This window comes from Chlorogloeopsis fritschii PCC 6912 (genome assembly GCF_000317285.1).
In the GTDB taxonomy this organism is placed as follows: Bacteria; Cyanobacteriota; Cyanobacteriia; order Cyanobacteriales; family Nostocaceae; genus Chlorogloeopsis; species Chlorogloeopsis fritschii.
In genome coordinates this window covers 19,210-43,266 of the sequence record NZ_AJLN01000116.1, presented here as the reverse complement: position 1 = coordinate 43,266, position 24,057 = coordinate 19,210, and the positions used below count along the sequence as shown (strand labels likewise).

22 protein-coding genes and 1 pseudogene are annotated in these 24,057 nt (G+C 39.8%); 13 read left to right on the top strand and 10 right to left on the bottom strand.

Features of this window, described 5'->3' with window-relative positions; all coding sequences use genetic code 11:
• Nucleotides 1-113: 113 nt before the first annotated feature.
• Nucleotides 114-368, bottom strand: coding sequence for a hypothetical protein (locus UYC_RS0124125; RefSeq protein WP_016874732.1), 255 nt, complete (start codon nucleotides 366-368; stop codon nucleotides 114-116).
• Nucleotides 369-820: 452 nt separating this feature from the next.
• Here UYC_RS0124125 and pyk point away from each other — a divergent pair, with 452 nt between their 5' ends.
• The gene (gene pyk / locus UYC_RS0124120) at nucleotides 821-2,590 is read left to right on the top strand and encodes a pyruvate kinase (RefSeq protein ID WP_016874733.1); all 1,770 of its coding nucleotides are present in this window, start codon (nucleotides 821-823) and stop codon (nucleotides 2,588-2,590) included.
• A 103-nt stretch (nucleotides 2,591-2,693) separates the two neighbouring features.
• Here pyk and UYC_RS39090 read toward each other — a convergent pair whose 3' ends face one another.
• The 4 genes and pseudogenes from UYC_RS39090 to UYC_RS0124110 form a co-directional block, all read right to left on the bottom strand.
• The gene (locus UYC_RS39090; RefSeq protein ID WP_016874734.1) at nucleotides 2,694-2,870 is read right to left on the bottom strand and encodes a hypothetical protein; all 177 of its coding nucleotides are present in this window, start codon (nucleotides 2,868-2,870) and stop codon (nucleotides 2,694-2,696) included.
• Nucleotides 2,871-3,026: 156 nt separating this feature from the next.
• The gene (locus UYC_RS40000) at nucleotides 3,027-3,323 is read right to left on the bottom strand and encodes a nuclease A inhibitor family protein (protein WP_268743994.1); all 297 of its coding nucleotides are present in this window, start codon (nucleotides 3,321-3,323) and stop codon (nucleotides 3,027-3,029) included.
• A gap of 345 nt (nucleotides 3,324-3,668) precedes the next feature.
• Nucleotides 3,669-3,923: pseudogene (locus tag UYC_RS40260) on the bottom strand (hypothetical protein); the annotation flags it as partial.
• A gap of 171 nt (nucleotides 3,924-4,094) precedes the next feature.
• The gene (locus tag UYC_RS0124110) at nucleotides 4,095-5,123 is read right to left on the bottom strand and encodes a ChaN family lipoprotein (protein ID WP_016874736.1); all 1,029 of its coding nucleotides are present in this window, start codon (nucleotides 5,121-5,123) and stop codon (nucleotides 4,095-4,097) included.
• 27 nt (nucleotides 5,124-5,150) lie between these two features.
• Here UYC_RS0124110 and UYC_RS0124105 point away from each other — a divergent pair, with 27 nt between their 5' ends.
• Complete coding sequence (locus UYC_RS0124105; RefSeq protein WP_016874737.1) at nucleotides 5,151-6,104, top strand: MDR/zinc-dependent alcohol dehydrogenase-like family protein; 954 nt, start codon at nucleotides 5,151-5,153, stop codon at nucleotides 6,102-6,104.
• A gap of 120 nt (nucleotides 6,105-6,224) precedes the next feature.
• Here UYC_RS0124105 and UYC_RS0124100 read toward each other — a convergent pair whose 3' ends face one another.
• From UYC_RS0124100 to UYC_RS0124075, 5 genes are all read right to left on the bottom strand, one after another.
• The gene (locus tag UYC_RS0124100) at nucleotides 6,225-6,512 is read right to left on the bottom strand and encodes a hypothetical protein (RefSeq protein ID WP_016874738.1); all 288 of its coding nucleotides are present in this window, start codon (nucleotides 6,510-6,512) and stop codon (nucleotides 6,225-6,227) included.
• 122 nt (nucleotides 6,513-6,634) lie between these two features.
• Nucleotides 6,635-7,675, bottom strand: coding sequence for a chlorophyll synthase ChlG (chlG, locus tag UYC_RS0124095; RefSeq protein WP_016874739.1), 1,041 nt, complete (start codon nucleotides 7,673-7,675; stop codon nucleotides 6,635-6,637).
• A 97-nt stretch (nucleotides 7,676-7,772) separates the two neighbouring features.
• Nucleotides 7,773-8,873: a Get3/ArsA fold putative tail anchor-mediating ATPase NosAFP gene (locus UYC_RS0124090; protein ID WP_016874740.1), complete on the bottom strand. Its 1,101-nt coding sequence runs from the start codon at nucleotides 8,871-8,873 to the stop codon at nucleotides 7,773-7,775.
• Between the two features lie 121 nt (nucleotides 8,874-8,994).
• Nucleotides 8,995-9,189, bottom strand: a complete 195-nt coding sequence (gene petP, locus UYC_RS0124085; protein ID WP_016874741.1) for a cytochrome b6f subunit PetP — start codon at nucleotides 9,187-9,189, stop codon at nucleotides 8,995-8,997.
• Between the two features lie 290 nt (nucleotides 9,190-9,479).
• Complete coding sequence (locus UYC_RS0124075; protein ID WP_016874742.1) at nucleotides 9,480-10,763, bottom strand: acyltransferase family protein; 1,284 nt, start codon at nucleotides 10,761-10,763, stop codon at nucleotides 9,480-9,482.
• Between the two features lie 809 nt (nucleotides 10,764-11,572).
• On the opposite strand from UYC_RS0124075, the gene UYC_RS0124070 reads away from it, so the two are divergent.
• The 11 genes from UYC_RS0124070 to UYC_RS0124020 all read left to right on the top strand — a co-directional run bounded on the left by UYC_RS0124070 (nucleotide 11,573) and on the right by UYC_RS0124020 (nucleotide 24,050).
• On the top strand, nucleotides 11,573-12,418 hold the full coding sequence (locus UYC_RS0124070) for an ABC transporter permease (RefSeq protein WP_016874743.1): 846 nt from the start codon (nucleotides 11,573-11,575) through the stop codon (nucleotides 12,416-12,418).
• Between the two features lie 96 nt (nucleotides 12,419-12,514).
• Nucleotides 12,515-13,870 (top strand): ABC transporter ATP-binding protein, encoded by a 1,356-nt coding sequence (locus UYC_RS0124065; protein ID WP_016874744.1) that lies wholly within the window; start codon nucleotides 12,515-12,517, stop codon nucleotides 13,868-13,870.
• Nucleotides 13,858-14,382: an acyltransferase gene (locus UYC_RS0124060; RefSeq protein ID WP_016874745.1), complete on the top strand. Its 525-nt coding sequence runs from the start codon at nucleotides 13,858-13,860 to the stop codon at nucleotides 14,380-14,382. The genes UYC_RS0124065 and UYC_RS0124060 overlap by 13 nt, the downstream gene beginning before the upstream one ends.
• Before the next feature lie 74 nt (nucleotides 14,383-14,456).
• On the top strand, nucleotides 14,457-15,917 hold the full coding sequence (locus tag UYC_RS0124055; protein ID WP_016874746.1) for a class I SAM-dependent methyltransferase: 1,461 nt from the start codon (nucleotides 14,457-14,459) through the stop codon (nucleotides 15,915-15,917).
• Nucleotides 15,914-18,253, top strand: coding sequence for a glycosyltransferase family 4 protein (locus UYC_RS0124050; protein WP_016874747.1), 2,340 nt, complete (start codon nucleotides 15,914-15,916; stop codon nucleotides 18,251-18,253). Before UYC_RS0124055 ends, UYC_RS0124050 begins: the two co-directional genes overlap by 4 nt.
• A 54-nt stretch (nucleotides 18,254-18,307) precedes the next feature.
• Entirely contained in the window at nucleotides 18,308-19,462 is a 1,155-nt protein-coding gene (locus UYC_RS0124045) for a class I SAM-dependent methyltransferase (protein WP_016874748.1), read from the top strand.
• 334 nt (nucleotides 19,463-19,796) lie between these two features.
• Nucleotides 19,797-19,934 carry a glycosyltransferase gene (locus tag UYC_RS36790; protein WP_016874749.1) on the top strand — a complete coding sequence of 46 codons (138 nt, stop codon included), beginning with the start codon at nucleotides 19,797-19,799 and terminating at the stop codon, nucleotides 19,932-19,934.
• 116 nt (nucleotides 19,935-20,050) lie between these two features.
• Nucleotides 20,051-21,136: a COG1470 family protein gene (locus UYC_RS0124035; protein ID WP_016874750.1), complete on the top strand. Its 1,086-nt coding sequence runs from the start codon at nucleotides 20,051-20,053 to the stop codon at nucleotides 21,134-21,136.
• Nucleotides 21,137-21,243: 107 nt separating this feature from the next.
• Nucleotides 21,244-21,612, top strand: a complete 369-nt coding sequence (locus tag UYC_RS0124030; protein ID WP_026087466.1) for an EamA family transporter — start codon at nucleotides 21,244-21,246, stop codon at nucleotides 21,610-21,612.
• Nucleotides 21,613-21,796: 184 nt separating this feature from the next.
• Nucleotides 21,797-22,714 (top strand): HEAT repeat domain-containing protein, encoded by a 918-nt coding sequence (locus UYC_RS0124025; protein WP_016874752.1) that lies wholly within the window; start codon nucleotides 21,797-21,799, stop codon nucleotides 22,712-22,714.
• 49 nt (nucleotides 22,715-22,763) lie between these two features.
• Nucleotides 22,764-24,050 (top strand): hypothetical protein, encoded by a 1,287-nt coding sequence (locus UYC_RS0124020; protein ID WP_016874753.1) that lies wholly within the window; start codon nucleotides 22,764-22,766, stop codon nucleotides 24,048-24,050.
• The last annotated feature ends 7 nt before the right edge of the window (nucleotides 24,051-24,057 follow it).

Genomic DNA, 24,057 nt, shown 5'->3' with positions numbered 1-24,057 from the left:
CCTAGAAGGCAGCTGACAGTGAGAGTAGCAGCTTCCCTGAGAATGGGATAAATCGATGGATGACTTCTTTGGAGTCAATGACTTAGGGAAGTATTGCGATCAAGATTAATGGACTATTCAGAAGCAATTCTGAGTAGCCTGCACTTAGTTTTCCCTACATAGTTATCCTCCTTGGCAATTGGTTCTTGGTCAAGAGCTGCCCATTGAACCGTGCCAGGTTCCTGATAAGCTGTTGCAGGGATACCAAATGCTTGATTTTGTTTGCCGACTAACTTCACCAGCCAATAATATAGAACAGCAGTGACTGTCTGAACTGCTCTACTGAACAGATAATAGCGGCAAATAAACGACTTTAATCTTGATCGCATCCTTAGATAAATTACAATCCGCCCTGAAAAATTATAGAGACTTAAAGTTTTGTATAGCAAGATTTATCGATTATCTTCGCATATCAGGGCTAATTAAAGGTATGATTCCAGACGAGACTCTAAGCTTTAGTTGATTAGTAGGATGTGTAAAGGGGACTGGGTACTAGGGACACTTGAAGAGGATAAGGAGAGGGGGAGAGTGGGAGAATCGTTATTCACGTTTACTCCCTCATCTACCCCAACTCCCCCAGCTTCCCCATCTCTCCTTGTCCCCTTGTTCCCCAGTCCTCTTTCTCTGTGTCCCCGTGTCCTCTTCCCGATCCCCTCTCACCTTAAGACTTCCCTCCAGATCAAGCAACAGCCAGCTGAAATGACTGATTCAGCAGGCACAGACAACAGGTAGACTTTCAAATTACGATAATTCCCTGAGTAGCTCCTAAGTTTCAGCCCCTATGCAACTAAGAGATTCTGTACGCCGAACAAAAATCGTCGCCACGATCGGGCCTGCCACCAGTAGCCCAGAAATGCTTAAAGCTATTATTGAAGCTGGTGCTACAACGTTGCGACTCAACTTTTCCCACGGTTCTCATGCCGATCATCAACGCAATATTCGTTTGATTCGGCAAATAGCCTTTGAGTTAAATCAACCAGTGGGTATTCTCCAAGATTTGCAAGGGCCGAAAATTCGCTTGGGGAAATTTGAAAATGGATCGATAGTAGTGGCTCGTGGCGATCGCTTCACCTTAACTAATCGCCCAGTCGTTGGCACACAGGATATTAGCTGTGTTACCTACGAATATTTAGCAGATGAAGTTCCCACAGGGGCAAAAATCCTCCTCGATGACGGGCGAGTAGAAATGCAGGTAGAGGAGGTAAACCGAGAAAAAGGCGATTTGCATTGTCGCGTCACTGTCGGTGGTACACTTTCTAATAACAAAGGTGTGAACTTTCCCGGAGTCTACCTTTCTGTTAAAGCAATGACCGACAAAGACCGCGAGGATCTCATGTTCGGTTTAGATCAAGGTGTAGACTGGATAGCACTTTCCTTTGTCCGCAACCCACAAGATGTAATCGAAATCAAAGAACTCATTTCCAGCACAGGCAAGCAAGTACCAGTGATTGCCAAAATAGAAAAGCACGAAGCCATTGAACAAATGGAAGCGATTTTGGCTTTGTGTGATGGCGTCATGGTTGCTAGAGGGGATTTAGGTGTAGAACTTCCAGCTGAAGATGTGCCCATCCTGCAAAAACAGTTAATTGCCACTGCCAATCGCTTGGGAATTCCAATCATCACCGCCACCCAAATGTTGGACAGTATGGTTAGCAACCCTCGTCCCACCCGTGCCGAGGTGTCGGATGTAGCCAATGCGATTATCGATGGCACGGATGCAGTCATGCTCTCCAATGAAACGGCTGTGGGCAAGTTCCCGGTAGAAGCTGTAGCAACAATGGCACGTATTGCCGAAAGAATCGAGCAGGAAGCAGCACAAAATAATAATGCCAGCCAGGCAAAAGATAGCAAACGTTCTATTCCCAACGCGATTAGCCAAGCAGTCGGACAAATTTCCGAACAGTTGGGAGCAGCAGCGATTATGAGCTTGACGCAAACCGGAGCCACTGCCCGCAATGTTTCTAAGTTCCGTCCCCACACGCCGATTTTGGCTGTTACACCCCATGTGAATGTTGCCAGACAACTGCAATTGGTATGGGGAGTCAAACCGCTACTAGTATTGGAACTGCCTTCCGCCGGTCAGACATTTCAAGCAGCCATTAATGTTGCTTTGGAGAATGAGCTTGTCTGTGAGGGAGATTTGGTAGTGATGACGGCGGGTACTCTGCAAGGTGTTTCTGGATCGACAGATTTAATCAAGGTAGAAGTCGTAACAGCAGTACTCGGTCAAGGAATCGGACTCGGACAAGGTTCTGTTAGCGGTAGAGCCAGAGTCGCTCACACTGGCATGGATGCGAGTAACTTTAATCCTGGGGATATTCTGGTTGCACCCCGCACTAATGCCGATTTTGTAGAAGCGATTCGGAAAGCAGGCGGTATTATTACTGAAGAAGAAAGTCTCAGTTGTCACGCAGCAGTAATTGGCTTGCGTCTTGGCGTGCCAGTGATTGTTGGTGTGAAGCAGGCAACTCAGGTGATTCGCGATGGAGCAATTTTGACAATGGATACGCAGCGAGGTGTGATTTATTCTGGGGCAGTGGGAACGCCGTAGAAGTGGTTAGTAGGGGCGGGTTTATAGAAAAGATATTTCGTCATTGTAGAAAGATTTTTGTTAAAACCCGCCCGTACAGTGGTTAGTAGTTAGTGGTTGGTGGTTAATTTCTCATCACCATGCTCTGCATGGTGATGCAAACTGGAGGCTCTGCCTCATGAGGAGGAGGCGGAGCCTCAATTAATGCTTTCCCAGGCTGGAGCCTGGGAAAGAGAAATAGAGAAATCATAGGCAAAAAACCCGCCCGTACAGTGGTTAGTTGTTGGTGGACAATGGGCATCGGTAAAAAAACCAATTCCTCTTCCTACTCCTCAATATTTTCTTACTTGCTCTCAAGCCATACTGGCAAAGCTTTCGGCAAGATGCGATCGCTTACCTTTCTTGCGCTTCGGAGTTAGCTATAACCTTTATAAACATATTAATTAACTGTATATTTTCAAGTCCACGTAGCCATCGTTGAGACACCTAACACATCTTTTTCCTCTGTCTGACCAACGCTGTAGATAAAATACCTTGCATTTAAACCTACTATATATTCTTGTAAGTTAGTCAAGTTTGATCTAAGAAACTCATCCAATAGACGGAATTGATTAGAATTACTGCGGTCTTCATTACAGTAATCCTCAAAAGTAAATGCTCTAAAAAATCCCACAGAACCCAGCAATCTATATAGCAGTTCTTGTTTTATGCTGCCAGCTTCTACAATAGTTTTTTCCTTTCTGTAGAAAGCCATACACTCAACTACAGAGAATTTCAGATCTAAAATAAGCTCTGATAAATTTTGTTTAATATTTATCGTATTTTCAGTAACTAAAGGTTCAGCCAGTAAAAACCTTTGTCCACCTCTTTTAGTTCGGTCACAAGACATTTTAGGAGCAATACCTAACCACTCACCTTCAAAAGTTTCACCAACAATAATATGAAATGCTTCCTGTTCAATAGAAATTTCTCCCCTTTTATAGGGTTCATGTAATTGGTCTACTGATAATGAGTAAAGTTGGGGATTTCCAATTCTAGATTTTTTTACTGCTTCTTTACGGATATCGGAACCTTCTTCACCTAAGTTGCTTACTAGGTAAATCTCTAGCGTCTTCAGGTGAGAATTAAAAAAATCTATGATTTCTGTATATTTCCGGCTCATCTTTCTAGCAACTTCATTTGGCGTAGAACTCTCCCAAATACTCGAACTCCAGCTTGCTGATGAGGAAACGAACTCTAGGAGAATATTAGCGTTTAATGGAAATAGAAATCCTTCAGATTGAAGAAACTTTTCTAATGACAATATCCCATGTTCATCTGTTTCCCAAATAAATGGCTCAAATTTTTTATAACTCTCGCTAGAAAATGAAGATCTCTAATAATTTCCCTAAGTTGTTGTATAAGTTCAGCATTATTAGGCTTCATTGCAACACCAAGTTTAGGCAAAAAAAGACAAGGTTCCAACTCTCATAGTCTTACGTTTCTTCAATAATTTTATTATTAAGCACCAAAGAATCTTTAGTGATTAGGGAGCCAAAGGGCTTGTCTTATCCAAAATAAAATCTGCCACCCTTGGAGTTTTACCCTTTGTCGCATCTTCAGAAGGACTGAGTAAAACCGATCGCTGAGTAAACTTTTGATTGCCAAGCCGACGTTCTACACGGCTGGGAATACCGTAACCGTAGATAATATGTCCCGCTCCAGCTAACACTACCACTTGGTGTTCTGGATTTGCTTTAACAAACTTGGTGATTGCCTCTGCCATTGTTTCATCCCATAACACTTGCGCCAAGAAAAAGCGTTCTGCACTAGGGCTGTTACCATGCCCTGCATCTTGATGGTGTTGAAAGGCTTGGAGTGCTAGTTCGCGATATTCTTGGTTATCGGTGCGAATTTCTGCAAAAGGAGGGATAAATTGCCGTTCCGAGGGTGTGAGGCTTTCTAATCCTTGACGGGCAACTTTGCGAGTAATTTCTGTAGGGGTGTTTAAGGCTAAGACGGGCAGTTGTTTTTGTTTGGCAAAGCGGAGGATGGGCGCGTAATTTTCCCAAGGGAAACCCCAGCGTTTTTCGTATTGGCTTTTCTCAAGTAGTTGTGCTTCTGTTAGTTTACCTGCCAAAAATTCATTGACGACACCTTGATAGGGGCGCTGGAACATTTCCATCGCGATCGCTATTTTCGGGTTACGCTGGTAAAGTTCTTGAATAATTTTGAGTTGGTTTTGGTGATCGAGGCTTCTGCTATGAGTTTCCCCCAAATATATTACATCCACCTTTGCTAATTCTGATAGCATTTTTTGAGGGCTGGAAATAAATTTTTCAGCTTCACCACAAGTTTTATCCAAGTTTGGAAAGATAGTATCTAAATTTTTGGGCGGTGTAGCGATTACTAATTTGGGAGGGCAGGAATTTTTTACTGTTTGGGCACAAGCAGGTAAGGCGGAGAGTAGAAAGTAAACAGTAAAAGATAAAAAGTAAAAAAATAGTTTTTTCGTTTGAAAGCTTTGCTGCTTGTTTGCTAATATTTTGGCCAATGACTGTAACTTGGGTTGCATAAAGGGTGTCTCAGTACAGCTTTATATATGAAAGGACTCTGGCTGGAAAACAAACAACTGCAATTACTTAGCGACATTCCGATTCCTGAACCACCACCAGGAGAAGCCTTGGTGCGGGTTTTGTGCGCTGGTATTTGCAACACTGACTTAGAACTTACCAGAGGTTATTATCCCTTCACTGGCATTTTAGGGCATGAATTTGTTGGCATTGTAGAACAAGGGCCAGAAAATCTTGTAAACCAACGCGTTGTTGGCGAAATTAACGCTGTTTGCGGGCAGTGTCGCTTTTGTCGCAGCGGTAACTCAACTCACTGTGAAAACCGCACTGTTCTTGGCATTGTTAACCGTCACGGAGCCTTTGCCGACTATCTTTGTTTACCAGTAGAGAATCTACATATCGTACCGGATCGTATTCCCACAGAAGTAGCAACATTTACCGAACCTGTAGCCGCAGCCCTGGAAATTCAGCAGCAGTTAACATTACAGCCAAACCACAGAGTTCTCGTAGTTGGGGATGGCAAGCTGGGGCAATTAGTAGCACAAACAGTGGCTTTGAGTGGCTGTGAGTTGTTAGTGGTGGGGCGTCATCCTGAGAAACTGGCTAACTTAGAAGCACGGGGGATAAAAACAGGCTTTGCTGATGCTGTTACAGACAAAGCTTTTGATGTTTCTGTAGAGTGTACGGGTAATGCCCAAGGATTTGCGATCGCTCGTCGCGCGTTACGCCCTCGTGGCACGCTAGTACTAAAAAGCACCTATGCTGGCAATCTCAGCTTGGATGCTTCCTCATTGGTAGTAGATGAAATCACTTTGATTGGTTCACGCTGCGGCCCTTTTCCACTAGCATTGGAGGTATTGGCTCAAGGCAAAGTGGACGTACAACCATTAATTCATGCTCGTTATTCCCTGTCTGAAGGGTTGGCAGCATTTGCTCATGCTCAAACAAAAGGTGTTTTAAAGGTTTTGTTAGAAATGCACTAGGAACTAGAGGCTAGGGGCTAGGGGCTAGAAAATTAAAAAGTAAAAATTAAAAGTTTTTGCATTTTGCATTTTTAATTTTAAATTGATCTGTCCCAGTCCCCAGTCCCTAGTCCCCGATTCCTAATAATACATCGCATTTGTTTTCGCTTGATAATCCAGACAATTTATTGCTTCTTCTGTATTAGCGATACAAGGGTGGACAGTGCATTTGAGGCGATAATCATCGGTAAAATATTGACAGCTAGAGCAGGGAATTTGATGCATATTCTTGGCTGTCTTGACGGTATCGCGTGCTGCTGTCCACAAACTCCATGCAACAAGAATAAGTAATGCCCAGGCAGTAATAAAACAAAGGGGCACTAAAAACTGTTGAATTGTATGAATGAGAAAATATAGTATTTGAGACACGGCAATTCTTATGCAAATCTGTGAAAAAATTTGAGTGAGGATCGAGAAGTTATATGGATCTTAACCTCTCATTCCTCACTCTTGACTTCTTACTCTAGAAGTATTGATTTAGAAGTATTGATTTAGATGCCGGCATGGCCAATTGCTAAACCAGCGACAAGCATTCCTAAGACTAGGAAAGGTTGGGCACTGGCTTGATATTTTACGTCATTTTTGAGGGGATCGCGCAGGAAATACATATCCTGGAAAGTGATTTGTGGGATGATCAGCAATATGAGAATTGCTGCGTACAAATTTTCGTGAATGTAAATCAGATAAGCTGCGATCGCGGTTTGAAAGACATCAATCATCACCACACAAATCCAAGCGGCGGTGGTGACGCCAAACATTACAGGTAATGACTGCAATCCTAATTTGCGATCGCCTTCTACACTCTTAAAGTCATTGACAATGGCAATACCCAACCCAGCCAAACTGTAAATTAGAGTCAGAACAACAATTTTCCAATCTAGTTCACCAAACAAAGCATGACCAGTACACCAAGGGAAGGTAATATAACTTGCACCTAAGGCATAACTTCCTAACCAGCCGTTTTGCTTGAGCTTTAAAGGTGGGGCTGAGTATATATAGCCGACAAATGCACCAATGAAGGCGATCGTTGTAATTGTGGGAAATTCATTACCTGCCCACTTATCTAGGGTAAATGCCAGGGCAATACCAGCAATAAGTAATACCCAAATCTGCGTAATTACCTGGGGTACAGAAATGGCTCCAGAGGGAATTGGGCGATATGGTTCGTTGATGGCATCGATTTCGCGATCGTAGTAATCGTTCAGAATTTGTACATAACCTGCCATCAATGGCCCTGATAGCAACATACAAACTGCTGCCTTAAACACATTTTCCAGTGTCCAAGTATACTCGCCAGAAGAAGCCGCACCACAAATTACACCCCACATTAGGGGAATCCAAGTGATGGGCTTCATCAGTTGCAAACGGATTTTCCAAATCGATGTCTCTCCAGGTGCAGCACCTTTCATGCCCAAAAGCTGCCTGGTTTTAGCACCACGATTGGCAATGGCTTTTGCTTCCTCAGTTGTCGCGACTGAGTTTAGAACTTCAGATGTATTGGAATCTGTGGTAATGGGAGTTGATTCAGACATAAGGCGTACTGAATAAATAGGGACGCTTAGGCTAGGGACTAGGGGTTAGGGACTAGGAATAAAGAAATCCTAATACCCAATCCCCATTAACAATTTTCTAAAAAGAGATGATCAAATAACTATTTTGAAACTTTGCACCAGTAACAGACCTACCACTCAAAGCTGGAGGGAGAAAAATATTTCGCCTTTGATCTCCTGCTTCTACAGTGACTTCTGGGCCGTATTGGGTAAGTTTGACTTGTTTTTTGTCAAATCCTGGCAAAAACAAGCTTACTTTTCGTTCGTGAATGTCAATTTCAATAGGTTTAGGAGCTTGTACTGCTTGTGCTACGAAGTTGGGCAGGGAATCCATTAGCGGTTGCCAATCATTAGCTTTGACATGGGGAACTACGCTGACAGGCAAGGGGGTAAATTCCCCAGATATATTGATGCTTCTATCTTCAGATACAAGCATCACGCCACCTACAGTTAAACCCACTTGTTGAGCGCTCCCCCAAAGGTAACGAGCAGAGGCAACTTCAACCGGATCGGCAGTTGTTACCAAAAAAGCTGCAACATGCTTGGGATCGGCGAGGGCTGCTTTACCCTTGTCTAGAAAATTGTTGACTTGGTTTGTAGGTTGAGCAAAATTATCTGCCGTCCAATTGATGTTGAAGAAAGTGCTAACAAGAGGTTGAATCAAGGGAGATTCAGAAATTGTCCTTCCTAAATCGGAGTTGACAAATAATTGCCGGAATCGCCGTACATACCAGCTGAGATACTCTGGCATCCCAAACATTCGCAAAGTAGAACTATCGCCGTTGCCATCGTAGACGATCGCATCATAGTTGCCGCTTTCGTAGTACTCGCGAATTGCATTGAGGACAAGAGCGCTATCCATTCCTGGCAATACGGAGAGTTCCTGTCCATAAACATCTTTAAGGATAGGAGTTCTTAGATATTGTGCTTCCAGTTTTTTCACATCTTCCCAGCTACGTTCTAGCAGCGTTGATGCTTGTAACTGTACAACTTGCAAATTAGCAGCGATTTCTTGGGGTTCGGTGCCAATAGGAAGTCCCAACAGGATTTGTAATGCTGGTTCTGCGCTTCCAGCCAGAAGCACACGCTTTCCTTGGCTTGCTAAGAGTTTGGCAGCGGCGATCGCTACCTGAGTGCGAGCAGAGCCGCCTTTGCCCAAAAATGTCAATATCAGGGCCATTACTTGATTCCTAAATTTTTACCGCCGATTTTTCAACTCCAACTTAGCATTCGGCTTTTTTTGTAACTTCTCTCCGAAGTTTAGCAATCAGCGGACACAGCCGCCGATAACTTGTTTTTCCTTACTGTACTACTTTGAGTTCGTCTTCAAAAAACCAGGTGGTAAAATCATCATTAAACTTTACCACTACGCCAACGCCGCTACCATCAGTCATTTTAAAGCCTTCGATGATACCGACTTGTCCTAGTCTTTGAGCAATAGGATTAGATACGCGATCGCGCAAACGATAAACCTTAACCTTTTGTCCGATGTCCATGCCAAATTACAATGCAATAATCCAAAACTCAGTGTAGCGGAATCCGGTGTCTAGGGGGAGAGTGGGAGAGGGAGAGACAAGGGGACACGGGGAAAAGGCGATACGGGGATTAAACATTAACCAATGACTAATGCCCCAGCGATCGCAACAGTGGCAGAACGGTTAAGATTACTAGGAATCGATCCAGATAGTTTAAAAACTGATTTATAAAGTAAATACTATGAACGGCTCAGTGAAGCAATAATTTATTGTGCGATGTCAAACTGATAGTGAGTATGCAAGTAATCTACTTAATTTTCATTTTGTCTGGAAATCTTGTTTTTTGCATATGGAAGTTCAATCAAGTAGTAGCTTACAGATGCTAACACTGTCGATAGAAAAAATGTTGCTATTAGTCTTCCATAGAATGCTTCAATTGGAATTTTTGATGTGAATATAGGAGTAACTTTTTCAATAATTGGTACGTGCCAAATATATATTCCATAAGATAGGTGACCGAAGACTTCTACAACTCTTACAGGATTTTTAATAATTATTCTAAATGATAATTTTTCATTTTTTGTAAAATCATTATACTCATAGTATTCAAATGTAAAAATAAAGAAAGAGACAACTAATGCAGTGACCAAGGGCAAAATAAAAATAGTTGTAGTTGTTCTAAATCCTTTGCCCAAGCGCTCTGGCAAATTAAACAATTCTTGATGATAGAAGTGATGTGCTGTAAATAAATAAAGTAGAAAAATCAAAATTAAAGCGATATTTTTTTTAGATACATTTAGAAAAATGTTATTTGATTTATTATCTTCTCTTCCGTTAACTCCTATCTCGTAATCTAATTTTGTATTACTTAACAAAGCATTGAGTAAAAATCCACATAAAAATAAGTCTAAATTAGTGAATAGTGGAGCATACCAATATTTAAAGACATATGAAAATTTATCGCTCATTTCATCTCTAAATGCTATCCAGAATATACAACGAGTAATAAATATAGTAAAAAATATTAATAAAATTGATAAGATAACTTGTTTTCGATTCAATAAACGATGCTTAAAATAGCTATATATAAATGGTACGATTACATAAAATTGAACTTCTGTTGAAAGCGACCAAAAAACGCCATTAAAATTCAGATTTGACAGTAGTTGTGGTGAACCGTCATATGTAAATGTACATACCCTAATTAAATAACCCCAATTTTCGATTCTCATCCAATCTGGATAAACTAAAACAGTTAAAAATAACACAGCGAAATAGTAAAGAGGAAAAATTCTGAGAGCGCGATTTCGCCAAAAATTGATAACTCCTGGTACATCATTAGTATATCGATGAGTGTAAAAAGCTTTTCCCATTAGATAGCCAGAAAGAACAAAAAAAATCCAAACGGCTACCATTCCGTTACTACATAATAACCAACTCAAATCGTAACCTTTATAGATAATTGAATTTCTAGGAGGAAGACAATGAAAAATAACTACCATGAAACAGGCAAACCCACGCAGAGTAAGCAATGGGTCTAGACGATTATGATTGTGAATTAATGTTGGAAGTGGAGTCAATAATTGATTGCCCATTGGTATTTATGCTCCAGACGGCGAATACTCAGCTTTTATAAACCTCCGTAATTGAGTATTCTGGGTAAGTTCCACTCAACAGGAACAAAACTGGCTTGCTACGATCAAAATTTGACTTTAGCAAGGCACAAATGAAGTAACTGAGACTAGAAGCATTATTATCAATCTCCCCTAAATTCGATAAAAAGGGAGGTTCTCAAGCTTAAAAGCCAGCAATTAATTGGCTAATCATCATATTTTAATGGTTGTGTCGCATTAGTAAAGTGCCTTATACCGTTTCTTTGTGAAGCTGTGCCAAATTCTCTCTATACCTCTTCTCTTTGTGTTCTACCCTGCGGGTAGTCACGAAGTGGCTTCTGAAAGTAGCCGCTCCGCGTCTACGTTTTTATTTATTGCGCGTCAGCGCATCTTCATGCAGAATTGGTATTCAGAATTTTTTCTAAGGCAAGATCCAACTGAGTCATTGAGGCTCAAATAGCGGGGCTAAAAAGGACAGTGGATTTAAATTAGCCTTACACTGCTATCCTAAAGACACAGATGGAACGTTTGCTTGAGATTTTTAATTATTTGGAAAAGCGTAGATTTCAGTCATATAAAGTATAAATAGGATGAATAATGACTGAAGATATACAGTAATATCTTACGCTAGCTCTATTAACTTTATTGTATAATGCCGAAGATAATTTCTATCAGACTCTTTTTTAGCAATTATTTTGATAATACAACGGGAACTTTCATAGCTAGTCAGCTTCATTGAAAGGAATTTTGTGTGTAGGTTGTGAGAGAGGAAACAGGAATTGTTGCGAACGATGCGAGGAGTTATCCGTAAGACAGGAAAGCTGAGACGTTACTTACCCATCAAAGAGTTGTGGTGGGCAAAGTTCGACTTACTGAGGACGCTCGTGCGTCGTGATTTAGAAGCACGTTACAAGGGTTCTGTGTTAGGTAATTTATGGCCCTTGCTAAATCAGTTATCACAGTTATTGATTTTCACTTACGTTTTCTCGGTAGTGTTAAAAGTGAAGCTGAATCTTAGGAACTTACCAGAAAACAACTTCACCTTTGGTTTGTGGCTGTTTGCAGGATTACTACCTTGGATTGCATTTAGCAGTGGTTTAATTCAGTCAGCAAATTCAGTGGTGGCACAGCCAAATTTAGTCAAAAAAGTAGTATTCCCCTTAGCTTTATTGCCTCTAGTGCCAGTTTTATCAACGTTTATTGAAAGTTCTTTTGGTTTAATGGCGTTGATTTTTTTTGTGGCAGTAACTTCTCATACTTTACATCCAACTTTGGCATTTTTACCGTTAGTCTGGCTGACGCAACTGCTTTTTACTTCAGGCTTAGGATATTTGGCGGCAGGATTAACAGTATTTTTACGAGATATTCCGCAGACATTAGCAGTTATTTTAAACATTTGGTTGTACTTGGCACCTATTGTCTACCCAGCATCAGCGATTCCGGAAGCTTGGCGAGGTTGGGTATTTTGGTTGCATCCAATAGGTACTATTGCCGAAGTCTATCGTGACATAATTTTAGGGGGAGAAGTTAAGCATTGGGGCGAATGGGGAGTTGCTTTACTAGTATCTACAATTATGTTTTATTGTGGATTTTGGGTGTACAAGCGTTTGCGTCCGGCGTTTGCTGATGTTCTGTGAGTAGCTGCATCCAATTTACTGAAAAACAGGGTAGTACACAGGATGTCTTGAAGTTGTCAGATATAACACATTTAGATTGAAGTAACGTGTGGCGGTATGGGGGAGATTGCAATTTCACTCAAGAATGTCTCAAAATGCTACAAGCGATATGCTCGTCCGGTAGATAGGCTAAAGGAAATTTTACTACCTGGAAAGAGCCGAGCACAGGAGTTTTGGGCACTGCGAGATATTGACCTAAAAGTTCCCAAAAGAGAAACTGTAGGAATTATTGGTCAAAATGGGTCTGGCAAAAGTACATTGCTGCAAATTATTGCAGGAACTCTGACACCAACTACAGGTGAAGTGTTTGTAAACGGCCGAGTTTCAGCATTGCTAGAACTGGGTAGTGGGTTTAATCCAGAGTTTACAGGACGGCAAAATGTCTTTTTTAACGGGCAAATTTTAGGTTTAAGCCGAGAAGAAATAGAAGCTAAGTTTGATGATATCGCAAGTTTCGCTGAAATTGGCAGTTTTATCGACGAGCCAGTTAAAACATATTCTAGTGGGATGTTTGTTCGTTTAGCATTTTCAGTAGCGATTAATGTTAACCCTGAAATTTTGATTGTAGATGAATCCTTAGCCGTAGGAGATGGTGTTTTTGTACATCGCTGCATGGCAAAAATCAGAGATTTTCAAGATGCTGGTGGGACGATTTTATTTGTATCTCATGATGTAGGAGCTGTATCACGTCTTTGTTCAGAAGCTATCTGGATTAATCAAGGTGTAATTGTAGATTCTGGAAAACCTGCTGAGGTGTGCAAACATTATCAAGCTTGGATTCATGAAGAAGTAAATAAGAGAACTGCAGTACATATAAATTTAGGAGAGCATATGTCGCCGAGTTTAAATGATGAAAAAATAGATATTAGTAAAATTACTATTAAAGAAGTAAATCCTTTTACTAACAAGACATATATAGCATTTTCTGGATATGAAAGATTTGGTACAGGTCGTGCAGAAATTGAAGCTGTTTGTCTAGTTGGAGCAGATGATAAGCCGATTACCTTAGTTTACCCAGGTGATATAGTCAGAGTCAGAATTACTACATTTAGGCATGACAAAGTTAGAAAGCCCAATGTTGGTATTGCTCTACTTGATAGATTGCGCACTGTTTTATCAGGCTGGAGTACTGAAATGCTAGACAAAAATTTTACTGATTATTGGACATCTAAGTCAGAGATAGGTAGAGCAACAGTTGAATTCGAGTTTATTTGGCCTCATCTAGCTGGGGGCAATTATGCCTTTGACATAGCATTTGGAGATGGGCCTCATGAAAATTTAGAAATGCTGGATTGGATTCAAAATGCAATTAGTATACAAGCAGCAGTAAATGATTTAGTAGATGGGATATTTCAAGTTTCTGGTAGAAAGGTAAGTCTATTGGAGGCTGAGGATACATTATGTACAAAATAATAAAAGAAGTTTTCAAGTCTCGTTTAGAAAGGTGGTTCAAGTCATATATTGAAACTTATATAGAACAATATATTAAGCAATATATGTTTGAGGGAGAATTTGACGAGCAGATCAAGAATGTAATTTTAAACCACCATCTAGTTTATGGCGATCCTCAAAGACTTAGATTATCAAAAAGTTGTATTGTAAATAATGCGTTATTCAATTTATCTTCTGGAAATATCTATATTGGTGAAGATGTATTTTTTGGACATAATGTCAGTTTAATCACTGGAACTCATGATTATAATAAACTTGGCAAGGAAAGAATGTATGATTTTCCGACAGAAGGGAATGACATTTTAATTGAGGAAGGCGTATGGATAGCAAGTAATGTCACAGTGATCGGGCCATGCAAGATTGGCAAGCATTCCGTAGTAGCGGCCGGTGCAGTAGTTAAAGATGATGTTCCTAGTTATCATGTGGTAGCTGGTATTCCTGCAAAAACTATCAAAGAAATATCAACAAGATAGATTAAAATTATAGAAATATTGGTATTGGTAAAAGAAAAATATTTTATAAATTATAATAAGTATTACCAAATAAAATGATTGATAAAAATAATCCAGAAATTAATACTGATGAATTGATGGAGAAGGTTAAAGAAGAGGTAGCAAAGCGTCAATATCGCTCTCGTCAAGTTCAGCAAAGTAGTTTAAACTTCGATTTTGAAACCTCAAAACTGAATTGGAATATTAGCCAAATGGAGGGTTTGGTTAAAAATGCAGAATCGAGAGCTATTGTCCGCACGAAGTGGCCCGATAATTTAAATCGATTTCCTTATAATTTCAGCCGTGGAATACAGAAATTAGCGCTGAAAATACTAAATTTTATATTTAAGGATCAAAGAGAAGTAAACTTTAATTTAATCAATGCTTTCAAAGAGTCTATAGTGCTTAATAAGCAATTAATTGTACAAATTGCAACTTTGCGATCGCAACTGGATGAACGCTTGAGTAATGTAGACACTCGCCTTGAAGAACTAAATCAACGCTTGAGTGCTGTAGATACTCACCTTGAAGGATTAAATCAACGCTTAAGTACTGTGGATACTCGCAATCAAGCGAGGGATGATAGCTTGAATAGCATCAGTAGCAAGATTAGTGATATCCAACAGCACTTGGATGCTATGAATAATCAAGTGCAAGGGATAGATGGGCATCTAGGTGCTATTGATACTCAGTTCCAAGGACTGAATGAGCGTTATGTTAAAAACGACAGTTATCTGAAAAATGACCTCAGCCAGCAAAAGCGATTGCTTACCCTGTTTTTAGAAGAGGCACGGCAACGCTTGCCACAACCTTTCACTCAAGAACAACTGCAAACTTTTGTGAATGAAAATCAGCATTCACTAGATGGCTTCTATGCAGCTTTTGAAGATAGATTTCGAGGCGCTCGTGAAGAAATAACTCAAAAATTGCAGGTCTACTTGCCTATAATTGCTAATGCTCAAATAGGTACCCAGGATTCACCTATTTTAGATGTCGGATGTGGTCGGGGTGAATGGCTAGAGTTGATGCGTAAGCATGGATATACAGCAAAGGGAATAGATATCAACAGAGTAATGGTAGACCAGTGCCGAGCTAGGGAACTTGAAGTGATAGAATCCGAAGCAATGGCTTACTTGCAATCTTTACCAGATGCTAGCTTGGGTGCTGTTACTGGTTTTCATATTATTGAACATCTGCCATTTCCTCTGTTAATGAAGTTATTTGGTGAAGTAGCACGAGTACTCAAACCAAATGGATTAGCAATTTTTGAAACGCCAAATCCTCAAAATTTACTGGTAGGAGCGTGTGACTTTTATTCAGATCCAACACATTTAAATCCACTCCACCCAGAAATGGTTCAGTTTTTGGTAAATTATCAAGGGTTGTCAAATGTCAAATTATTGTATTTAAATCCTGTAGAAAACAGTCCTTTTAATCAAGAAAATCCTGGTTCGCAGACTCTTCACAACTGGTTTTTTGGTTCTCGTGATTATGCAGTAATTGGATACAAGATATGAAGCCGTTGGCAATTGTAACTACATGGTTCGGTAAAAATTTAAAAGGAGGAGCAGAGCAACAAGCTTGGCAAATAGCCACGCGCCTTGCAAGTAGAGGACATAAAGTTGAGGTGTTGACAACTTGTTGTCAATCATTCTTTGATGACTGGGGAGTTAACCACCTGCAAGCCGGATTAAGCCAGGATGAGGGTGTAAAAATTAGACGTTTTCAGGTAGATCGTCGCAATGCCGATAGTTTCAATCGGGTCAATAGCTTCATGTTAAGCTTGCCATCTTCCGATCTAAAACCTGGACTAAACCCGGTTAGCCCAGAAGAAGCTGCTATATTTTGCGAAGAAAATATAAATTCTACTCAGCTGCAAAATTACTTAGAAATTCATCAAGAAAAATATCAAGCATTTTTATTTCTACCCTATCTTTATGGCCCGATATTGAACGGATTGCCGATTGTTGCCGAGCGTGCCTTCTTACAACCTTGTTTGCACAATGAAGTTTATGCTTACTTGCCCCAAGTTACTAAAATTTTTCATGCAGCAAAGGGGTTACTTTTTAATAGTGAGGGCGAGGCTCAACTGGCATTTAATATGTATGGTCCGGGAATTATTCCAAAAAGCATTATGGTAGGTCAAGGTGTGGAGGCTAGGCAACATTACGATCCTACTCTTACCCATGTAGGTGATTTTCCAGTCAAGCAAGAGCGTTTTATCCTTTACCTTGGTCGTCGAGATTCAACAAAAAATACAGATTTTTTAGTCAAGTCCTATGCAATTTTTAAGCAGAAATATCCAGACTCTAATTTAAGATTAGTTCTTGCTGGGCCAGGTAATACATCTTTTAATGGCTCTATTCCCGGTGTGGTTGATTTAGGCTTAGTACAAGAAAATGAGAAAGAAACATTACTAGCCAATTGTTTAGCTTTGTTCCAACCAAGTCGGAATGAAAGCTACTCTCGCGTCATCATGGAAGCTTGGTTTTACAAACGACCTGTTGCTGTCCATCAAGATTGTTTAGCAACTGCACTAGCCGTTGAAAGTTCAAAAGGGGGCTGGCTAGCAAGAACAGAAACTCAATGGGCTGAATTATTTGCGAAAGTTGACCAGATTGGAGATGAGTATCTGGCAATTTATGGAGCAAATGGTCAAGCCTATGCTCAAGAAAAAGCAGTATGGGATAAAGTAATTGATCGTTATGAAACTGTACTTGGATTATCTGAAAAACCAACTACTGTTTCCAACAAGTCACAAAGAAAAAGACTTCAAGAAATTCATCAATTATTAGCTGGCTTTACCTATGGAGATGCAATTTCTAATCAAGCCCGATTAATTAGAGACCGTTTACGCGATTTAGGGTATAAGTCAGATATTTTTGTCGAACATCTAGATCCGGCAGTTGCTGATGAGGGAAAACAATTTCAGCCACAAAAAATTAGTCCTCAAGCAGGGTTAATTTATCATCACTCAATTGGTTGTGAAGTTACAGATTATGCGATCGCTCATCCAGGTGCTAAATGCCTAATTTATCACAACATTACACCGGCTGAGTTTTTTGTACCATATCGCCCAGAGGTTGCCCAACTTCTAGAAAAAGGTCGAGCCGATCTCAAACAATTAGCTCAACACTTCCCCTTATCAGTAGGAGTTTCTGCTTACAATGCAGATGAACTTATCGCATCTGGGTTTGCTCAACCGGGAATTTTACCTATCACTGTTAACCCTAGCAAATGGGATATGCCTGCGGATGCTGCATTAATGCAGCAATTACAAGATGGTAAAACTAATCTGCTGTTTGTAGGTCGATTCTCGCCAAATAAGCGTCAAGACGATTTATTGAAAGCTTTTGACCATTACCTGACAATGGACGCCCAAGCACGACTTATTTTAGTGGGAGGCGGCGACATCAACGATCCATACTATTGTCATGTAATGAAGATTATTAAAAGTTTGGATTTGAGCCAATATGTAATGATTCCAGGAAAAATTAACGATGCCCAACTATTAGCATTTTATAGAACTGCAAACTTATTTTGGTCAATGAGCGAGCATGAAGGTTTTTGCGTGCCACTAGTTGAGGCAATGTGGTTTGATGTTCCTGTTCTAGCTTATAAAAGCAGTGCTGTGCCAGAAACATTAGGTGAAGCTGGGCTAATGTTCACGAGTAAGGAAGATTTGGTGCAAGTAGCGGCACTGGCAAAGTTGCTTGTTAAGGATAAATCACTAAGAACAAAAGCGATCGCTGCACAGCGAAAAAGAAGAAGTTTTTTTACACAAACTACAATCAATAAATATTTAAGTAATCTAATATCTTGTCTAGAAGAAAATAATACTAAATACGCCTAAGAAAATCTTGTCATTATTTCTGCTTTTCATGAGCAGACAAATAGGAGAAAAATTATGGAAATCAATGAGTTGCAAAAACATTGGAATGAATTTGGCAAACAAGATCCTCTTTGGTCAATCTTGTCCGATCCAGCAAAAAAAGGGAATAAGTGGGAATTAGAGGAGTTTTTTAAGTCGGGTGAAGAAGAAATCGAAGGTGTTTTGAAATATCTTAAGCAATTAGGCGTTTCTTACTCGCGAAAAAGAGCTTTAGATTTTGGTTGTGGTGTTGGCAGGCTCACTCAAGCGCTGTGCCGTTACTTCGATGAATGTGTTGGTGTAGACATTGCTCCGTCAATGATTGCACTTGCCAACAAATATAATCGCTATCAACAAAAATGTAAATACTATGTTAATGACTCAGATAACTTGAGAACTTATGATGATAACTACTTCGATTTTATCTATTCGAGAATAGTTCTTCAACACATCATGCCAGAGTATAGCATGAACTATTTGAAAGAATTTGTGAGAATTCTTGCCCCTAACGGTTTACTAGTTTTTCAAATTCCAAGTGAATTAGCTCCTATTGAAAACCTTGAGAGTTTAGAAGATGCTGCATACAGGGCAGAGATTACTTTGCAAGAACCATTGAATATTGTAAAACCTGGTTCCACAACTACTATTAAAGTCAAAGTTAAAAATCTTAGTAATGTTACTTGGAAATCCTCTGGAGAGTCTAATGAAAAACACTACATTAATTTAGGTAACCATTGGTTGAATGAATCTGGAGAAATTGTTGTCAATGATGATGGGAGAGAACCTTTGTTAAAGAGTTTGCAGCCATTAGAAGAAGTCGAATTTATGCTCGCCATTTCTACTCCTAAAGAAGCAGGTAACTATATTCTAGAACTAGATATGGTTCACGAGGGAGTAGCTTGGTTTAAGGACAAGGGTTCTAAAACAATTAAAATTCCTGTCAAAGTTGAAGAAGTAAATCAAGGTAAGGACATAGGTAATATAATTTTAAATTTCTACCGCAAGCTTACAAATCCTAAGCAAGAAAGAGCTAATAATCAGCATTTTGTGCCACGTATGGAAATGCATTGCGTTCCTAAAGAAGTGGTTTTACAGTTGATTAATGATTGTGGAGGCAAAGTCGTAGATATTCAGCAAGACTTTTCATCTGGTAAATGGTGGATAAGCTACCTTTATGCCGTAACTAAGTAACAAATTATCAAATACAGCAGATGACAGCGATGTTCAAGATGTGATCGTCCCACCAATTAAATCCTTGAAAGCCCTGACAGATAATGTTTTTAAAATTACTAAACATTATGCAGATATGCATAATGTTTAGGTGTAAACTTTTCTTATGCTAATACTTCACTTATTTACTCGATATATAAGATAATTTAATGTAATTAAATAACCATAGTATTATAAAATTTTGAAAAAATCAGATGATTGAATAATTAATCAGGAAAGACTAGAACGAACTTAAAGATTTTACTTCAGAAACAAATAATGTGTGTGGTGTGGGCAATAGGAGTTAATAGCTGAAATGAAGTTATCTGTAGTTATTCCCTGTTTTAATGAAATGGGGACTATTTGCCAGGTAGTTGAAGCTGTCAAAGCATCTCCAGTTAAAGATTGTGAAATCATTATAGTGGATGACGAACATATCAAGTTTTTAAGTTAAGGTTTGGCAAAGATGAACAATTGATAGGATGTTTAACTATCGGCTCTGTATTTTTGTTTTTTAGTTATTGCTTTTACAAAATTTGGTCCGCTGGTTGGTGTTATGGACCAAGGTTCATGACTGATATCCTGCCTGCAACTTGTTATTTGATTAATTATTATTTAGGTAATAAATTTATAAAACAATGCAATAAAGGATTTAGAAGTGGTTACATATTTTCAATTATTTTAATTTTTTCTGTGTACACTCAAACTGTAGGTGCTTTTGGTTCTTCACCAGGTAGAGATTGGGATTCAATTCCCATTCCTACAAATCATGCTGCTTATGAATACCGATTTTGGGAATTAAAAGATACCCAAATAGCAAGACATACAAATGCTTTGTTTCACAAAATTATTAAACCACCTATAGATAATGAGTTTTATGTTCAAGGTTTGAGTGGAGTCATTAAACAAGTTTTAGACGAAAAAAATCAACCTATTAATTCCTTAATTTCAGTTGGAATAGGGTCTGAAAAAATTTTTAAAGCTGAACTTGAAAACACAGGTGTATCAAGATGGTTTGGTTATGAGTCTGCTCTTAAAAAAGGTGAGGTACGTGTAAGATGTCAATTCTTTGACAAAAATAACCAGCTAGTCAAAGAGGTAAGGCTTTATGTTTCTGGTACACCTAAACAATATGAAACAACCAATGCCATTGCTTCTATCTTATCTCCTGACGAGCCAGGAACTTACAAACTGATATTTGATTTGATAGCTGAAGGAGTCAATGAGTTTCCAAAAAATAGTGATGTTGAGTATTCCTTTATTACGGTAATAGTGGAGGATAACCGCCAATTTGCTCAAGAGATCCAAATAATGGAGCCATTTAAATCCGGTAAGAGCGGTGAAACAGTCAAAATTCCGCTGATAGTAAAAAACACTAGTAATTTCGTCTGGAAGAATGCAGGTACTAATCCTGTTAATCTTTCTTATCACTGGCTAGATGATAATGGCAAAGTAATTGTATTCGACGGTGAACGTACTCCCTTGCCAGGAAGTCTGCCTGTGCGTGGCTTAATCAAATTGAACGCAACCCTAAAATTGCCTGATAACCCAGGAAAATATACTTTGGTTTTAACAATGGTAAAAGAGTATGTTGCTTGGTTTAATGATAAAAATGCTAAACCTCTAGAAATTCCTGTAGAGATTATTTCTCGCTAGTTTTTTGTAAAAATAAAAAAATTGTATTGCCGAACCCCTCCTAAACAATTGAATAAAAGCAGCCATTTAGATATTCTCTAAAATGAATTACTTTAAAGGATGTTTCTGTGACACCGCAAGAATTTGTTTTACTTTTAATGTCAGTCTTAGCTAGTGTAGCAGGGCAATTTTTTTTAAAAGCTGGGGCACTTAAGTTAGGCAGAGTTAACATAGCGAATACCATCAATCACATTCTTAGTATTGTCACAATACCCGAACTTTTATTAGGGCTAACCTGCTACGCTCTAGGCGCTTTAGCCTATATACTCCTTTTAACTAGAGTTAATTTGAGCGTTGCCGGGCCTTCCATATCGCTAGTTTATGTTTTTTCAGTGTTGCTAGGTTACTTTATTTTTAGGGAAGCTATTCCCCTTGTGCGTCTTGCAGGCTTGAGCTTTATCGTTCTTGGAGTGATATTAGTAGTCTGGCAAAAATAAAAGCAAGCATCATTTTTTAATATGAGTTCTATAGAAACATCGGAACAGTCATGTCGGTTTTCAAGTCGTGTGTGCTAGCGTGGCGAGGGCTGGATTGCCCTTGATAATTGCGTACTTGTACTTGTCTTTACTATACCTAAGCGCGATCGCAACCAACTGAAAACTTGTTTCCAAACCCAAAATGATGCCTATGAACAGATATACTTATAAACTGCGCTTCCATGTTGCGATCGCTTGCTTGTGCCTGTCATCACCTTTACTAGCACTCAATTCTACTTGGGCACAATCACAAACACAAATTAACTCTTATATTCAACGCTTAAAGAATCCCCAACAACGTTCTGCTGCGGTAGATTATTTAGCATCTGTAGGCAAGCCCGCTGTTCCCGCCTTAATTAAAGCTTTGCAGGATAGCGATCCCCAAATGCGTGCTGGTGCAGCAATGACTCTTGGTAAAATTGGCCCAGCTGCATCCGAAGCTGCAATTGTTCTGATGCGAACAATTGGTGACAAAGATCCTACTGTTCGTTCTTATGTAGTCCAAGCGATTGAAAAAATTGGCAGAAAAGCCTACATTCCTTACTTTATCAGCGCTTTAAATAGCGATAAGCAATGGGAACGTTACAGCGCAACCCATGCTTTACGCGCGATGGGAAAAGATGCGGCATCTGCTGTACCTGCTCTCATCAAAGCCTTAGAAGATAAAGATATGTGGATGCGGGTGAATGCAGCCTCTGCTTTAGGCTATATTGGCACACCCTCTGCACCTGCTCTACCTGCCTTAGTTACTCGTTTGCAAGATCCAGATGAAACAGTTCGCAACACTGCGGCTTATGCTGTGAGTATCATCGGCTTGAGTTTGCAAGAGGATATCAAGCAATTATCCAGTTCAGAATTGGATCGGGCTGTCTCAAGTTTGGAAAGAGCTTTAAAAGTACTGCGAACCCCCTCATTAAAATTCCGTCAAGAAGCAATTACCTCTGTTCAAGATCCCCTTACTGCCTTGCAGAAGGAGAGACTCACACGAGTAAAATCATATCTTGCACCTAGTCCTAAATGGCGAGTTAACTACCCAAAAACCCACCACCAGATATGGGAGTAGAATGTCAAACTAAGAAAAGGAGAGTTCTTTTCATTAGGAGGGAAGAGCAATGGCTCTCAATCCCACCATTATGCAAGCTGTAGAACGATTGGGTTACCGCGTCACTGTGGGAGATGTGGCAACCCAAGCCGGATTGAATGTTGAAATAGCCAATCAAGGGTTATTAGCCCTTGCCTCTGAAGCTGGCGGACATATGCAGGTTGCAGAAACAGGTGATATTGTTTACCTCTTTCCGCGAAATTTTCGGGATATTTTACGCAATAAATATTTGCGGTTGCAGCTGCAGGAATGGTGGAAAAAAATCTGGAAAGTGCTATTCTACGTAATTCGTATTTCCTTTGGCATTTTCTTAATTGTTTCTATCGCCTTAATTTATATCGCCATTCTCATTATCATTATGTCTGCTAATTCAGATCGTGATAGTGGCGATCGCGGCGGTGATTTTGGAGGAGGTTTTTTCTATTTCCCAAATTTATTCTGGTATCTTAGCCCCAATTATGATACTTACTCCTACCAGCGACAACGAGAACAAAGAGAAAACAAATTGAATTTCTTGGAATCTGTGTTTTCGTTCTTGTTTGGTGATGGCAATCCCAACGCTAACCTAGAAGAGCGGCGCTGGCAAGAAATTGCTGCGGTGATTCGCAACAATCAAGGTGCAGTCGTAGCCGAACAAATCGCGCCTTACCTGGATGATATTGGTGAGACTTATCAACAAGAGTATGAGGACTATATGTTGCCCGTACTCACTCGCTTTAATGGACGTCCAGAAGTAAGTCCTCAAGGACAGATTGTATATCACTTTCCAGAATTACAAGTTAGTGTCACAAAAAAGCGTCGTCGCTCATTACAATCCTATTTGCAAGAATTCCGCTGGCGTTTTAGCGCCGCTTCTTCTGGGCAAATTCTCTTGAGTGCTGGATTGGGCGCAGTCAATTTTGTTGGTGCTTTGATTTTGGGAAGTTTGTTGAGAGATGGCACCGCCGCCGCTGCTTTGGGTGGGCTAGTCGCTTTTGTACAAGGGTTTTACTGGCTGCTTTTAGGTTACGGCACAGGTTTTTTAGCGATACCATTAGTGCGTTATTTCTGGATTCAGTGGCGCAATCGCAAAATTACCGAACGTAATCGCCAACGACAAGCACGAGCAATGGTATTAGAAAGCCCAGATCCCCAGTTGCAAGAAAAAATTGCTTATGCAAAACAGTTTGCAGCGGAAAAATTTATCGGTAAAGAAGATTTAGTGTACTCGACTGAAACTGATTTACTAGAGCAGGAAGTTGAGAATACTGCACAAATTGACGCTGAATGGCAAAGGCGGCTTGAGGAAGGGAACTAGGGACTAG